The sequence below is a fragment of the Glutamicibacter sp. NPDC055354 genome (assembly GCF_053644955.1).
The window spans coordinates 1,915,498-1,930,627 of record NZ_JBSHMB010000001.1; the positions used below are offsets into that span (position 1 = coordinate 1,915,498).

The window sequence follows — 15,130 nt, forward strand, 5'->3', positions numbered from 1 at the left end:
CGCAGCGCGCTGCTTGGCGCTAGCTACCGGTTGCGCTTGTCACCTGAAATCGATCAGTTGCATGCCCGGTAGATAGCGACCCATCAGATGGGTGCCCGCCATAGACAGCTACGAGATTATCAGCGGATTGTGACGCACGCAACACTTCTTTTGAAATCTCTTTTTCGCATCATGAACAAAAACGTGCCGTCTTGTCGCTCATCCCCTCTCCCACTTGCAGCGATCCGACGGGACTGGCCCTCCCTCCAGCACCGCGAATCCCGAAGCTGGATCGTTGCCCCGGGGCTCGGGTTTCCAACACATTACAGCCGCCTATCGGCGCACCGATCCGGCGGGTGAATTTAAGTTCCCTTCGGCGCAACAACCTGAGCACCTAGGCGAAATACCTCTTTGAGAAGCTCAGATGCATCAAGTGCTAGAGAAGGGATCGGATAACGTGAGCGCACAGCTAGAAGCATCTGACACATCGCAGGCACTGCAAGTGCAACCGGGACGCTGGGTCAGCAACTGGACCCCGGAGGATCCAGAATTCTGGAAGCGCACCGGATCTGCGGTAGCCAGCCAAAACCTCAAGTGGTCCATCTTCGCCGAATTCCTCGGATTCAGCGTTTGGCAGCTTTTCGCCATTGTCGTGGTCTATCTTCCAGTAGCGGGATTCAGCTACAGCACCACGCAGCTGTTCTGGCTGATCTCCATCCCGAGCCTCGTCGGTGCCACACTGCGCATCCCCTACACGTTCATGGTGGCCCGTTTCGGCGGGCGCAACTGGACGGTCATTTCCGCGCTGCTCCTGCTGATTCCGGCCGGCGGCATTTCCCTGGCCCTGGCTGATCCGTCCACGCCATTCTGGGTCATGCTCAGCCTTGCGGCGCTGACCGGCTTCGGCGGCGGAAACTTCGCTTCCTCGATGGCTAATATCACCTATTTCTACCCCGCTTCCCGCAAGGGATGGGCGTTGGGCCTCAACGCCGCCGGCGGCAACCTCGGCGCGGCGGTCGCCCAGCTGCTTGTACCGGTCATTGTCACGGTCTTCGCCGCCGGGGCGTTGCAGCTACCGCTGGCAGGGATGCTCTGGATCCCGTTGATTCTGCTCTCCGCATGGGGTGCCTGGAAATACATGCACAACCTGTCATCGGCCCGCTCAGATATCCGCGGCGCCATTGCCTGCCTGAAGGTAAAGCACCTGTGGATCATCTCCGCACTGTATGTGGGAACCTTCGGCTCCTTCATTGGATTCTCGGCAGTATTCCCCAAGCTGATCGTTGACACCTTCCCCGAATACGCGGCCTTGCCGTTGGGCACCGCAACCATCACCTTGGCTTTCCTCGGCCCGCTGGTCGCGTCCCTGGCCCGTCCATACGGCGGCAAGATCGCTGACAAGCTCGGCGGCGCACGCATCACCGTGGCAACCTTCGGAGCCATGGCCTTGATTACCGCTGCGCTAGTGCTCAGCCTGCCACGGGCCAACTTCTGGATGTTTCTATTCCTGTTCTTGCTGCTCTTCACCGCAAGCGGCATCGGCAATGGCTCGACCTACCGCATGATCCCGGCAGTCTTTGCCCTGAGCGACGAGGGAAAACAGGCAAGCCAGGTGGATTCTTCGCGCAAGGCGGCCGCCGCCCTCGGTTTGATCTCGGCCATTGGCGCCTACGGCGGCTTCCTGATTCCCCAGGCCTTGGGACTGTCCGTATCCAGCACCGGCGCCTACACCACGGCGTTCATCATCTTCATCGCGGTCTACCTGCTGCTCATGGCCACCGCATGGTTCGCCTATGCACGCTCAGGCACCCGTTTCGCCCAGCACGGAGTCTAGGATGACCGACACTCATTGCCCCTATTGCGCCCTGCAGTGCGGCATCACCTTGGAACCCAACCAGCAGGATCACGGCACCGAACCGGTGAGCCTGAAGGGACGGGACTTCGAGACCAATGGCGGGGCCCTGTGCCGCAAAGGCTATAGCGCCGCCACGCTGCTCGATCACCCAGAACGCCTGCAATCACCCCTGCTCCGCCAGCCCGATGGAAGCTTTGCCCCGGTTAGCTGGGAGCATGCGCTGGATCTGGTTGCCGAAAAGGCGCTGGGCATCCGAGCCGAATCCGGAGCCGACGCACTCGCGGTCTTCGGTTCCGGTTCGCTGACCAATGAAAAGGCCTACCAGCTGGGCAAGTTCGCGCGGCTGGCCCTAGGTACCTCGCGGATCGACTACAACGGACGGTTCTGCATGTCCTCGGCAGCCGCCGGCACCAACCGCGCCTTCGGCTTGGACCGGGGATTGCCTTTCCCGCTGGCTGATCTGGATTCGGCCGGGATGATCCTGATGCTCGGTTCCAATGTGGCCGATACCATGCCGCCCTTTGTCCGGCATCTGGCCGGAGCCCGTGAGAACGGCGGGCTGATCGTGGTTGATCCTCGCCGTTCAGCTACAGCCAAGCTCTGCGCCGATAATGCTGGCTGGCACCTGCAGCCGACCCCGGCCACCGACCTACCGCTGCTGCTGGGCTTGGCCCATGTGCTGGTGGCCGAGTCCGTGGCCGATACCAGCTACTTGGCCGCCCGCACCAACGGTTTCGATGCAGTGAAAGCCTCCTTGGCCAGCTGGTGGCCAGAACGCACCGCCCAGGTCACCGGTGTTCCTGCCGAGCAGATCCGGCGCACCGCCCGGGCCCTGGCCCAGGCGGCCAGCGAAGCGAAGGCCGGCGGCAAGCCCGTCTACATCCTCACCGGCCGCGGCATCGAGCAGCATTCCAACGGCACCGATACGGTCACCGCCGCGATCAACCTCGCGCTGCTGCTCGGCTTGCCCGGAACCCTGGCCGGCGGCTACGGCACCATCACCGGCCAGGGCAACGGGCAGGGCGGTCGGGAACACGGGCAAAAGTGCGACCAGCTTCCCGGCTACCGCAAGATCACCGACCCGGAACACCGTGCACAGGTAGCCCGCGTCTGGGGCGTTGCCCCAGAAACCATTCCCGGTCCCGGGCTTCCCGCCGTTGAACTCCTCGACGCGCTAGGTACCCCCACCGGTCCGCGCATGCTGATGGTCCACGGGGCCAACCCGGTGATCTCCGCACCCGATGCGTCGCACGTGATCCACGCACTGTCCAGGCTGGATTTCCTGGTGGTCTGCGACTTCTTCCTCTCGGAGACTGCAGCCCGAGCGGACCTGGTCTTGCCGGTGCTGCAATGGGCTGAAGAAGAAGGCAGCATGACCAACTTGGAGGGGCGGATCCTGCGCCGCCGCGCTGCCTTGGCGGCACCGGAACATGCGCGCGGCGAACTGTGGATCCTCGCCCAGCTCGCCCAGCGGCTGGATGCTCCCGGCCACTTCTCCCCCGATCCGCGGGAAGTTTTTGAAGAACTCAAATTGGCTTCGGCCGGTGGCCTGGCGGACTACTCGGGGGTGAGCTGGGATGACCTCGATGCCGGGGCGGCCATCTACTGGCCGTGCCCTGCAGGCACCGAAGTGAAGGCCGGGCGCGGCATCCGCAATGGAACCCCTCGGCTATTCCTTGACGGTTTTGCGCATGCGGATCGGCGTGCAGTGCTGGTGCCAGTTGCTTTCCAACCGGAACCCCTGAAGAACAACGCGGCCGTGTCCCTGGTGACCGGCCGGCTGCTGGAGCACTACCAGTCTGGCGCCCAGACGCGCCGGGTCCCCGAGCTGGCCCAGGCCGCTCCGGAACCGCTGCTGGAAATCCATCCGGCCACAGCCCTAGCCCACCAGATTGCCCAAGGACAAAAGGTCGTGATCAGCAATGAACGCGGGGAAGTCACCGCCCGCGCGCTGCTGACCGCTGATGCCCGGCTGGACACGGTCTTCCTGCCCTTCCACTACCCGGATTCCGGTACCGCAAACCTGCTGACCGAGGCGAAGGTCGACCCGCACAGCAAGATGCCGGAATTCAAGCACGCCCATGTTTCGCTGAGCGCTGTGAAAGAGGAACAATGAACGAGCAACGCCCGCAACGCATTATCATCATTGGCTTCGGCCCCGTCGCCGCGTCCCTTGTCGAAGGGCTGCTCCCGGCAACGGCGGCCGGCCACTGCGCCATCACCATCATCAGCGCCGAAGACCACCTGGCCTACAACCGTGTGCTGCTCGCTGAACTGGCAGCCGGAGCCGCCGAGTTCGAACACCTGGGCATGGTGGATCCGCAGCGCTTGGCCGATGCCGGAGTCGACGTACGCTTGGGCGTGCAGGCTACCGGCATCGATCGCTCACGGCGCCGGATCCATCTGGGCGGCAATGACTATGTGTCCTACGACCGGCTTGTGTTCGCCACCGGCGCCCGGGCGGTGATCCCCACGCTCAACGGCCTGAATTTCGATCCGCACGCTGATGCTTCACTGCCAGCCGGAGTCTTCGCCCTGCGCACGGTGGATGACGCCCACCAGCTGCGCAAATCAATCGATCTTGGCCAGCGCATTTTGATTCTCGGCGGCGGAGTTCTGGGTATCGAGGCGGCCTTGGCCATTGCGCGCACCGGCGCGCAACCGGTGCTGGTGCATCATGGTCCGGCTCCCTTGGGACGCGTCGTGGATGCGGATGGAGGGGCGCTGCTGACACGTAATCTGCGTGAAGCAGGTGTCGAGGTGATCCCCGGTGCGAAGGCCAGTGGCATTCAGAAGGATGCACAGGGTTTCACCGGCCTGATGACTTCCACCCACGGACTGATCCAGGCTGATGCCCTGCTCATTTCCACGGGTGTGAGAGCCAGAACAGAGCTGGCCTCGGGCTGCGGATTACCGGTGGGCCGCGGTATTAAGACTGATGAATTCCTTTGCGCCGATACCGAGCAGCGAATTTTCGCCCTCGGTGACTGTGCCGAAGTTGCCGGACAGCCACCGGTCGGATTACTGGCCCCGGGCTGGGCCCAAGCCGCATGGTTGTCCCAGCAGTTGTTGCGGCTGATTGGTTCCTCTGGCTCCGATCCGCTTGCTGCCCCGGACTTCTCTGCTTCTGATGTATTGATGCTCAAGGGACAAGGCATCGAGCTGACCGCCGCCGGCGATATCAGCGCCGGTTATTGGGACGATACCGATCTTCAGGCAACAATCTATGCGGATCCTGCGCGCGGACGGTACCTGAAGATCGTCACCCGGCAGGATACGGTCACCGGATTCCTGGCCATGGGATTGCCGCAAACCAGTGCCGAACTCGTGCTGGCCTATGAACGGGCCACCGCGTTGCCTGAAGACCGTTCGGCCCTCTTGCGGCTGGATGATCCGGCAACGGATCAAATCGCTGCTATCCCCAGCGATGATGATCAGCTGTGCCGCTGTTCGGGCGCTACCTACGGCCAGGTAGCCCATGCTGTAGGCGCTGGTTGCACCACCGTCGCCGAGGTCGGCGAGAACTGCCGTGCGGGCACCGGTTGCGGCGGGTGCAAAGCGAAGATCGAAGAGTTGCTGGCCAAGGCGCCTGCCCTGGCGCAATGACTCCAATGGGCGGTCGGCTCCCAGCGAGCTGGCCGCCCTTGCCTATGCCCGGCCGGAACGCAAAGACGCAGGGACGAAAGCCATGAGCTTTCGTCCCTGCGTTTGGATGATGATGCGAGTTGCCTTATTCTTGCACGCCACCGCTGGAAAACGCGATAGCCGGAGCTAGTTGGTTGCAAGCGAATCCGTCTCGTCGTTCAGTTCATACCAGCCTTGCCAGGCCGAATGCTCGACGTTCAGGCTGCGATCTGATTTGATACTCATTTGCTCTGCTCCATCCATAGCTGTCCCTCGATTTCCATGAGCCGCTGCACTGGCAGCGGCAGCGAATCGGCGTTCAGGCATTCGCCGGTATCCAGTCGGTACACTTCCTTGTGCAGCGGGCAGGCAACTGTGGCCACGCTGGTTCCTTCGACCATGGTGTCGCCCAGAATGCCGCGGGCCATGACCTTCGCGCCGCTGTTCGGGCAGTGATGCGAGGTTGCGTAGAAGGCATCTTCTTCGGTACGGAACAGGGCTAGCTGTGTGGCCTCAAGCCACAGCGCTTCTCCCCACCCACGCTCCAGCTCTGCACTGCGGCAAAGCGGAGCCAAGCTCAAAGTAGCTTCACGGGTGTCTTCTGCAATTTGCGTGCTCATGAACGTAAGCCCTTCGTGGTTGGCATCTGCTGACATACCGAGCTTAGAAGCCGCATGTTTCGCCCGATGCTTCCAGCCGTTGCCAGTCCGTAAAGCATGCCTAACAGCAAAAATGGGCACCGTGAATCCTGGATTCTCCCGGAAATCCGCTGGTTTATCCTGTCCTTTTCCCTTTGCACAGCGATTGCCCATTGCGAATGATTCGAATATGTTTCAGCCGCTTCACCCGGCTTTCGTCTGATGGTGGAGAGAATTGCTCCGGCCGAAACACAAGGGTAATTGCGGCGCAAAGCATGCTTTCTACAGTGGACTCATCAGCCTGAAACTCACCGTTTCCCAGCGAAAGTCGAAATTGATCATGGGTACTCCACACAATGCACGCCACATCCTGGTTATCGGCGGCGGTCCCGCAGCCCACCGCTTCACCGAAGCCCTGGCCAGCCGCGCACCGCAGGATCTGAGCATCACGGTATTGACCGAAGAAACCCACCTTCCCTATGATCGCGTGGCGCTCTCCCAGGCGTTAACCAACCCCGGAGTCGATCTCACCCTCGGCGATCCGAAGCTCTGGGAAGCCGAGCATGTCACCTTGGAAACCAACGCCAAGGCCATCGCTATCGACAGCACCAAGCGCACGGTCACCACGGAAGACGGACGCATCTTCAGCTACGACGAATTGGTGCTGGCCACCGGTTCCAACGCGGCCACGTTGCCCATTGCCGGCAACGAGCACACCTTTGTGTACCGCACGCTGGAAGATGTCTGGTCCATCGCGCAGAAGGTCAAGGAACTTTCAGCTTCCCTGGGCCGCACCCCGGTGGTAGCTACCATCGGTGGCGGGCTGCTCGGTTTGGAAGCTGCCGCGGGTGCCCAAGCACTGGGTGCGGAGGCAGTAGTCATTGATGGCGGCAAATGGCTGATGGGCACCCAGCTGGATGAAGGCGCTGGCCAGGCCATGGGCCGGCTCATCGAGCAAACCGGATTCACCGTCCACAACGGCGTTTTCCCGCAAGAAATCCTGACCAGCCAGGAGTCTGGCAGCACGGCTGTCACCGGCGTGCTGATGGCTGATGAACGCACCATCGATGCGGATATGGTGGTCGTTTCGATCGGTGTTCGTCCCCGCGATGAGCTGATCCGCAATTACAACGCGGCCCTTGACGAAGCAGGCAGCCCGGCACCCCGTTTCGGCATGGGCCCCCGCGGCGGCGTGGTCATCGACGCGCATTGCGCCACCGATATCGAGCACATCTGGGCTATCGGCGAGGTCGCGAACTACGACGGTTTCTGCATCGGCCTGGTCGCTCCGGCCAACGCCATGGCGGAAATCGTGGCCGAACAGCTGGCCGGGGGCGAAGCCGAATTCGCCGGATTCGACACCGCCACCAAGCTCAAGCTCTCCGGTGTGGACGTGGCCAGCTTCGGCGATGGCTTCGCCCGCGCCGAGGGGGCGCTGGAAGTGGTCTATGCCGATGCCCCGCGTGGCCTGTACCAGAAGCTCGTGGTTTCCTCCGATGCCAGGACACTGCTCGGCGGCATTTTCGTTGGCGATGCCACCCCGTACCAGTCGTTGCGCCCGCTGCTCGGCCGGGAACTGCCCGGCGAGCCGGGAGCGTACCTCAGCGCCCTGGGCGGCGAGGCGCCAGAAGGCGAACTGCCCGATGATGCGGTGCTGTGCTCCTGCAATTCGGTCACCGCCGGCACCATCCGCGATGCCGTCTCGGGTTGCGGCTGCTTCGAGGGCGAAGCGCCGGTCACCACCGTCTCCGGGCTGAAGGGGTGCACCCGTGCCGGCACCCAGTGCGGGTCCTGCGTGCCGATGCTCAAGAAGCTCATGGAAGCGCAGATGCTCAAGGACGGCGCGGAAGTGTCCACCGCCCTGTGCGAGCATATTTCCTTCTCCCGTCCGGAACTCTACGAAGCCATCCGCGTGGCCGGGTTGCAGGCCTTCGGCGAGGTGATGGAACGTTTCGGCAGCGGCCAGGGTTGCGATATCTGCAAGCCGGTGATCGCCAATATCCTCTCCTCGCAGACCAGCGCCCACCCGATGGATGCAGGTCTTGCCGGCGCCCAGGACACCAACGACCGCGTGCTGGCCAATATGCAGAAGGACGGCACCTATTCGGTGGTGCCGCGCATCCCGGGCGGGGAGATCACCCCCGAGAAGCTCGGCGTGATTGCCGCGGTGGCGCAGAAATACGGCCTGTACACCAAGCTCACCGGCGGCCTGCGCATCGACATGTTCGGCGCCCGATTGGAGCAGCTGCCCGAGATCTGGCGCGAGCTGGTGGACGCCGGCTTCGAATCGGGCCAGGCCTACGGCAAGTCGCTGCGCAATGTGAAGACCTGCGTCGGTTCATCCTGGTGCCGATACGGCATGCTCGATTCCACCGCGCTGGGCATCGAAATGGAGCTGCGCTACCGGGGCCTGCGGGCACCGCACAAGCTGAAGATGGGCGTTTCGGGCTGTGCCCGCGAGTGCGCCGAAGCCCGCGCCAAGGACATCGGCGTGATCGCCACCACCGATGGCTGGAACCTGTATGTGGGCGGCAACGGCGGCGCCAACCCGGCCCATGCCCAACTGCTGGCCGGCGGGCTGGATGATCAAACGCTGTTCAAATACATCGACCGCTACCTGATGTACTACATCCGCACCGCGGACAAGCTGCAGCGCACCGCGCATTGGCTGCAGGACCTGGATGGCGGATTGGAACGGGCCAAGCAGGTGGTGATCGAGGATTCGCTGGGCCTGGCCGAAGAGTTGGAAGCGGCCATGGAAACCCACGTGGCCAACTACGAGGACGAGTGGGCCGCTACCTTGGCCGACCCGGTGAAGCTCAAGCGCTTCCGTTCCTTCGTGAACACCGCCGCACCGGATACCGAGCTGGAATATGTTTCCGAGCGGGGACAGCAGCGCCCCGCCGAGCCGGTGGCACTAGGTGCCAGCATCCCGGTCGGGGCGCCGCAAGGCTAGGAACGGCATCCCACCCGTGCTGCTACCAGCGCGGGTGGATCTGTTCGCGCAGCTTGGCGTCGTAGAGATCGCGGACCGAGGCGTTGAATCCCTCGGAAATCTGCAGCGAACCGGCTGCCGCGTTGGCGCGGGCCTGCTGCGCATTGCGGGCTCCGGGGATGATGGTGCTCACCCCGTCCTGGGCGGCCAGCCAAGCCAAAGCCACCTGGGCACTGGTGGCTTCGGGCGCCTCGGCGGCAGCCAGCTTGGCGAACTCGCCAGCGGCTTGAAGACCGGTGGCGTAGTCCACGCCGGAAAAGGTCTCCCCCACGTCGAAGGAGGAGCCATCGCGGTTGAAGTTGCGGTGGTCATCCTTGGCGAACTCGGTCTGCAGGGTGTAGCGGTTGGTCAGCAATCCGCTGGCCAGCGGCACCCGGGCGATGATCCCCACCCCTGCCTCTCGGGCTGCCGGAAGCACGGTTTCCAGCGGCTTGTGGCGGAAGGCGTTGATGATGATCTGCACGGTGGCAATGTTCGGGCGGGCAATAGCCGCCAGCGCCTCGTCCACGGTTTCCACCGAAACGCCGTAGTTGGCCATCCGGCCTTCATCCACCATGGTGTCCAGCGCATCGTAGATCGCATCGGTGGAGTACACAGGGGTTGGCGGGCAGTGCAGCTGGACCAGGTCCAGGGTGTCCACGCCCAGGTTCTTGCGGGAGCGGTCATTCCACGCGCGGAAGGCATCCAGGTTGTAGTTCTCCGGCAGCTGCTCGACACGGCGGCCCATTTTGGTGGCCACGGTGACCCCGGCATCCGGGTTGGCCTTCAGCCAAGTGCCGATCAGCTGCTCGCTGCGGCCATCGCCGTAGACATCGGCGGTGTCGAAGAAGTTCACCCCGGCTTCGTAGGCGGCATCGAGTACGGCTAGAGCGTCGGTCTCGTCTACCGAGCCCCAGTCAGCGCCTAGTTGCCAGGTGCCCAGGCCAATGGCCGACACGTTGCGGTGGGTACGTCCAAGTTCTCGTTTTTGCATGCCTCCGAGTCTAGTGCCCGAAGTGCCTATTTCCGGTCGATGGCAGATCATTCTGCTGTGTTGCGGTGTCTGAATTTGTTCTCAATTATCTAAACGATAGAATATAAATTACCGTCACACCATCGAGGAGATCATGTTCCCCACTATTCTTGCGGTCATTTGCGCCGTCGTAGGATTGCTCGTCATGCTTGCCAGCAAATCCATGAAGCCAGAAAACAAGAACCGCTCTTCCACGCGCTTCACCGGAATCAGCATCTTCATCGTCTCGCTGATCGTGCTGGCCATCATGTCCACCACCATCGTGCAGCCACGCACTGTAGGCGTGAAGGTCGCGCTGGGCAAGCCGACCTCCGTGGTGAGCAACGGCTTCCACCTGAAGTGGCCATGGGAAAAGGTCGAGAAGCTGGATGGCTCGGTGCAGAACGACGTCTACTCCGCCAGCAGCGCCATCCCGGTTCGCCTGGGCAACAACGGCCGAGCCGACGTTGACGCCTCGATCCAGTGGCAGCTGAAGACCGACGATGCGATGGACGTGTTCCTGGATTACCGCACCTTCGAGGGCATCCAGTCCAACCTCGTCGACCGCAACTTCCGCGCCGCTTTGAACGAGGTCATGGCCACCTATGATCCGCTGGAATACGGCGAACCGGCCAGTGGCGGCCAGGACCTGGAAGGCCTGGCGAAGTCCGTCCAGGAAAAGATGCAGGCCAAGGTCAAGACCCAGATCGAGATCCGCTCGGTTACCTTGCCGATCATCAACTTCGACGAGCCAACGCAGAACCGCATCAACGAGCTGCAGGCGGAAACCGCCAAGACCCGCGTGGCCCAGCAGCGCAAGCAGACCAGCCAGGCTGAAGCCGAAGCCAATAAGATCCTGGAACGCTCGCTGACTCCGGAAACCTTGACGTCCAAGTGCCTGGATATCGTCGCCGAATCCGGCCAGAGCCCTATCGGCTGCTTCCCGAATTCAGGGGTCCAGCCCATCACCATGACCGGTGACAAGCAGAAGGACTCCAACCAGTAGCAGCCTTCACGCCAAACGCCCCAGTTCACGCTTGTGAACTGGGGCGTTTCGCTATTCGGATTCGGAGTTGCCGCTAGCCCTGCGGCATCGGACGGTCACCGGCGTGGCCTGGCTGCTCCGAGATGACCTGGATTTCCAGGCCCTTCGAGTCGTACAGCTTGCCATCGATCAGGCGGTCGCCGTCTTCAAGGCCGGCCAGCTGGTACTTGTAGACGGTGCGCAGCGACGTTTCCTTCTTGCCCCAGTTCAGCTCGTTGAAGATGATGTTCAGCAGCACCGCCATGATGGTGGCCGAGGAGATGCTGGACTGGAAGATGGTGCCAACCCAGGCAGGGAATTCGGCGTAGAAGTCGGGCTTGACCATGGGAATGCAGCCGAAGGCCAGCGAGGTCGCGATGATCAGCATGTTCATGTTGTCATCCTTGGCCTTGGCCAAGGTGCGGATGCCTGCGGCCGCTACCGAGCCGAACAGCACCACGCCGGCGCCGCCCAGTACCGGGGAGGGGATGGAGGCGACCACGCGGCCAAGCACTGGCAGCAGGCCGAGGACCACCAGGATGCCGCCACCGGCGGCCACCACGAAGCGGCTCTTCACACCGGTAATGGCCACCAGCCCGACGTTCTGCGCGAAGGCCGACTGGGTGAAGGTGTTGAAGATCGGGGCGACGGTGGAGGAGAGCATGTCGGCGCGAAGGCCGTTGGCGATGCGCCGCGAATCCACCTTGGATCCGGTCACCTCGGCCACGGCGAGCATGTCTGCGGTGGTTTCGGTATAGGTCACCAGGATGACGATCATCATCGAGATGATGGCGCCGATCTCGAAGACCGGGGCGCCGAAGGCGAACGGAGTGGGAACCGCGAAAATGTCGCCGGTGAGCACCTGCGAGAAATCGGCCATGCCCATGAACACTGCCACCAAGGTGCCCAGCGCAATGGACAGCAGGATGGACAGCCGCGAGAGCGCAGGGATGCCGGACTTGGACAGCGCCAGCAGGATCAGCAGGGTAATGGCGGCCAGGGCGATGTTCTTGATCGAGCCATAGGAATCCCCTGCGCCCGCCCCGCCCATGGCCCAGTCGGCGGTGACCGGGAAGAGCGAGACGCCGATAATCGTAATCACCACGCCGGTGACCACCGGCGGGAAGAAGCGCAGCAGCTTGGCGAAGAACGGGGCAATGACGATGCCTATGGCGCCCGAGGCGAGCACCGCGCCGAAGACTGCCGGCATGCCTCCCCCGCCGTTGAGGATGGCGATCATGGTGGCCACCCCGGAGAAGGACGTGCCCTGGACCAGCGGCAGCTGGGCGCCGAAGAATGGCACGCCCAGGGTTTGCAGGATGGTGGCCAGGCCGCCGATGAACAGGCAGCTGGCGACGAGCACGCCCATTTCGGCCGTGTCCATTCCCGCAGCCCCGCCCATCACCAGCGGCGGAGCGATGATGCCGCCGTACATGGTCAGCACATGCTGGAAACCGTAGGCCACGGTTTTCGGCGCGGGCAGGCGTTCGTCTTCGGGTCTGATGCTCTCAGCGGATTGGCTGCGGGCAGCACTCATGGGGAATTTCCTCTTCGGTGGACTGCGGATTGGCGCACCCCATGCGTTCGGGATGCGCCCCGCCGTCAATTCTCCCGCACAAGTCCGCCAGGTTGACAGCTGGTGAAGCGCAAATGGCTGCGAGGTGCATTACGTCAAGCGCTTAGCACTGCTCCAAGTCAGCTATCCAGCGTGCGTCCGGGCTGCTGGGTGTGCTCGACGAAACGCACCATCATCGCCTTGAAACCCGGCGTATTGGACTCGCGGGCCACCAGATCGCGGTGCACCAGCGCGTTGGCCTCCGGGTAGTAGGCCGCCACGCAGCCCTTGGCCGTCGGGTAGGACACCAGGCGGAAACGGTTGGCGCGGCGCTCGGAGCCGGCGAAGGTGGAGATCACGTCCACCAGGTCCCGGTCGCTGTACCCGGTCTCAGCCAGGTCCTCCGGGTTGATCAGGATGACCCGACGGCCGTCCTTGATCCCGCGGTAGCGGTCATCGAGCCCGTAGAAGGTGGTGTTGTACTGGTCGTGGCTGCGCATGGTCTGCAGGATCAGGTGGCCTTCGGGAGCTTCCAGCGCTTCAAAGTCCGACACGGTGAAGCGGCCTTTGCCGATGTCCGTGGCGAAGGAGCGGGTATCTCGCGGCGGATTGGGCAGCACGAAGCCGTTCTTCTCCCGCACCCGGCTGTTGAAGTCCTCGAAGCCGGGCAGCACCTTCTCGATGTGGTCGCGGATCACGTCGTAGTCCTCGGCCATGGCACGCCAGTTGACCGGGTGCCCATCGCCCAGGATGGCCTGGGCCATGCGGGCAACGATGACCGGCTCGGCCAGCAGGTGCTCGGAGACCGGGGTGAGCCGGCCGCGGGTGGACTTGATCACCGACATGGAGTCCTCCACCGAAAGGAACTGCGCACCGGTGGGGTGCTTGTCGTCCTTGTCGGTGCGGCCCAGGGTCGGCAGGATCAGCGAGGTCTTGCCGTGCACCACATGCGAGCGGTTGGGCTTGGTGGAGATGTGCACGGTCAGCTTGGCACGCTGCATGCCCGCCTCCAGCGCTTCGGTGTCCGAGTTGGCCAGGGCGAAGTTGCCACCCATGGAGACGAACACGTCCACCTCGTCCTTCTCGAAGGCATGCAGGGCCTCGGTGGAATCGTAGCCGTGGGCGCGCGGGGACTCGATGCCGAATTCGGCATCCAGCGCTTCGAGCAGCTGCTCGCCGGGCTTCTCCCAGATGCCCATGGTGCGATCGCCCTGCACATTGGAGTGCCCGCGCACCGGGCAGGCGCCAGCACCTGGCTTGCCGAAGTTGCCCTGCAAAAGCAGCAGGTTGATGATTTCCTTCAGCGTCGGCACCGAGTGCGGCTGCTGGGTCAGGCCCAGCGCCCAGCAGATGATGGTGGCCTTGGACTTGGCCAGCAGCATCGCGATCTCGGTGATCTGGGCGCGGGTCAGTCCGGTGGCCTCCTCGGTAGCTTCCCAGTCCAAGGTGGCGCGCGCGGCCTGGTAGGCCTCGAACCCGTCGGTGACCGCGGCGATGAACTCGTGGTCCACCACGGTGCCCGGATGCTTCTTCTCTTCTTCGAGCAGCAGGTGGCCGAAGGCCTGGAACAGGGCCAGGTCGCCGCCGACCTTGATCTGCAGGAAGTCGCTGGAAATCGGGTCGGCCTTGCCCAGCATGCCACCCACGGTCTGCGGGTCCTTGAACCCGAAGAAGCCTGCCTCCGGCAGCGGGTTCACGGCAACGATGCGGGCGCCGCGCTTGCGCGCATCGGCCAGCGCGGAGAGCATGCGCGGATGGTTGGTGCCGGGGTTCTGGCCCACCACGAAGATCAGGTCCGCATGATCGAAGTCTTCCAATGACACGGTGCCCTTGCCGATGCCGATGGTCGGGTTCAGCGCGCTGCCCGAGGATTCGTGGCACATGTTCGAGCAGTCGGGCAGGTTGTTGGTGCCCAGCGAGCGGGCGAGCAGCTGGTACATGAACGCGGTCTCGTTCGCGGTGCGCCCGGAGGTGTAGAACACGCACTTGTCCGGGGTGGTCGCGTTCACGTGCTCGGCGATAGTCGAGAAGGCCTGCGCCCAGCTGATCGGGGAGTAATGGGTCTCCCCCTCGCGAATAATCATCGGAGCGGTGATCCGGCCCTGCGAGCCCAGCCAGTATTCGGTCTTGTCGCGCAGGTCCTCGATGGAGTTCTGCGCAAACCACTCCGGGGTGACGGTGCGGGCGCTGGCTTCCTCGGCGATGGCCTTGGCGCCGTTCTCGCAGAACTCGGCGGGCTTGCGCTTGCCGGTGATGGATTCAGGCCACGCGCAGCCCGGGCAGTCGAAGCCGTCGTGCTGGTTGACGCGCAGCATCGAACGCAGGGTACGCGACGGGCCGGCTTCGGCGAAGCCGCGCTCCATGGATACCATCACGGCCTTGAGGCCGGCGGCGGCGTGCTTGGGTTCGCTGACCTTCAGTTCATCTTCGTTGATGTCCTTTTTGGGTGCCGAACGATGCATGAGACCC

General features: G+C 63.4%; 9 protein-coding genes. 5 read left to right on the top strand and 4 right to left on the bottom strand.

Annotation, left to right across the window (positions count from 1 at the left end; translation table 11 throughout):
• Positions 1–403: 403 nt before the first annotated feature.
• Genes ACWICV_RS08870 through ACWICV_RS08880 form a run of 3 tightly spaced genes read left to right on the top strand, consistent with a single transcriptional unit; the run spans position 404 to position 5,440 of the window.
• Positions 404–1,813 carry an MFS transporter gene (locus ACWICV_RS08870; protein ID WP_133834109.1) on the top strand — a complete coding sequence of 470 codons (1,410 nt, stop codon included), beginning with the start codon at positions 404–406 and terminating at the stop codon, positions 1,811–1,813.
• A 1-nt stretch (position 1,814) separates the two neighbouring features.
• On the top strand, positions 1,815–3,950 hold the full coding sequence (locus ACWICV_RS08875; protein WP_454090415.1) for a molybdopterin oxidoreductase family protein: 2,136 nt from the start codon (positions 1,815–1,817) through the stop codon (positions 3,948–3,950).
• Positions 3,947–5,440 (top strand): FAD-dependent oxidoreductase, encoded by a 1,494-nt coding sequence (locus ACWICV_RS08880; RefSeq protein ID WP_454090414.1) that lies wholly within the window; start codon positions 3,947–3,949, stop codon positions 5,438–5,440. Before ACWICV_RS08875 ends, ACWICV_RS08880 begins: the two co-directional genes overlap by 4 nt.
• 260 nt (positions 5,441–5,700) lie before the next feature.
• Here ACWICV_RS08880 and nirD read toward each other — a convergent pair whose 3' ends face one another.
• On the bottom strand, positions 5,701–6,078 hold the full coding sequence (gene nirD / locus ACWICV_RS08885) for a nitrite reductase small subunit NirD (protein ID WP_105662151.1): 378 nt from the start codon (positions 6,076–6,078) through the stop codon (positions 5,701–5,703).
• 358 nt (positions 6,079–6,436) lie between these two features.
• Between nirD and nirB the strand changes: the two genes are divergently transcribed.
• Positions 6,437–9,052: a nitrite reductase large subunit NirB gene (gene nirB / locus ACWICV_RS08890; RefSeq protein ID WP_454090413.1), complete on the top strand. Its 2,616-nt coding sequence runs from the start codon at positions 6,437–6,439 to the stop codon at positions 9,050–9,052.
• Positions 9,053–9,074: 22 nt separating this feature from the next.
• On the opposite strand, the gene ACWICV_RS08895 is transcribed toward nirB, so the two are convergent.
• Positions 9,075–10,064: an aldo/keto reductase gene (locus tag ACWICV_RS08895; protein WP_332595089.1), complete on the bottom strand. Its 990-nt coding sequence runs from the start codon at positions 10,062–10,064 to the stop codon at positions 9,075–9,077.
• A 133-nt stretch (positions 10,065–10,197) separates the two neighbouring features.
• Here ACWICV_RS08895 and ACWICV_RS08900 point away from each other — a divergent pair, with 133 nt between their 5' ends.
• Complete coding sequence (locus ACWICV_RS08900; RefSeq protein ID WP_454090412.1) at positions 10,198–11,088, top strand: SPFH domain-containing protein; 891 nt, start codon at positions 10,198–10,200, stop codon at positions 11,086–11,088.
• Between the two features lie 73 nt (positions 11,089–11,161).
• Here the strand turns inward: ACWICV_RS08900 and ACWICV_RS08905 are convergent, their stop codons facing one another.
• Both ACWICV_RS08905 and ACWICV_RS08910 read right to left on the bottom strand, forming a co-directional pair.
• Positions 11,162–12,643 (bottom strand): nucleobase:cation symporter-2 family protein, encoded by a 1,482-nt coding sequence (locus ACWICV_RS08905; RefSeq protein WP_105656189.1) that lies wholly within the window; start codon positions 12,641–12,643, stop codon positions 11,162–11,164.
• A gap of 158 nt (positions 12,644–12,801) precedes the next feature.
• Entirely contained in the window at positions 12,802–15,123 is a 2,322-nt protein-coding gene (locus ACWICV_RS08910; RefSeq protein WP_454090411.1) for an FdhF/YdeP family oxidoreductase, read from the bottom strand.
• Positions 15,124–15,130 lie beyond the last annotated feature (7 nt).

Excerpts from the sequence above, each read along its gene's own strand:
- ACWICV_RS08900 (WP_454090412.1), top strand. The coding sequence starts at position 10,198 with ATGTTCCCCACTATTCTTGCGGTCATTTGCGCCGTCGTAGGATTGCTC.
- ACWICV_RS08910 (WP_454090411.1), bottom strand. The coding sequence starts at position 15,123 with ATGCATCGTTCGGCACCCAAAAAGGACATCAACGAAGATGAACTGAAG.
- ACWICV_RS08875 (WP_454090415.1), top strand. The coding sequence starts at position 1,815 with ATGACCGACACTCATTGCCCCTATTGCGCCCTGCAGTGCGGCATCACC.
- ACWICV_RS08880 (WP_454090414.1), top strand. The coding sequence starts at position 3,947 with ATGAACGAGCAACGCCCGCAACGCATTATCATCATTGGCTTCGGCCCC.
- ACWICV_RS08870 (WP_133834109.1), top strand. The coding sequence starts at position 404 with ATGCATCAAGTGCTAGAGAAGGGATCGGATAACGTGAGCGCACAGCTA.
- nirB (WP_454090413.1), top strand. The coding sequence starts at position 6,437 with ATGGGTACTCCACACAATGCACGCCACATCCTGGTTATCGGCGGCGGT.
- ACWICV_RS08895 (WP_332595089.1), bottom strand. The coding sequence starts at position 10,064 with ATGCAAAAACGAGAACTTGGACGTACCCACCGCAACGTGTCGGCCATT.
- nirD (WP_105662151.1), bottom strand. The coding sequence starts at position 6,078 with ATGAGCACGCAAATTGCAGAAGACACCCGTGAAGCTACTTTGAGCTTG.
- ACWICV_RS08905 (WP_105656189.1), bottom strand. The coding sequence starts at position 12,643 with ATGAGTGCTGCCCGCAGCCAATCCGCTGAGAGCATCAGACCCGAAGAC.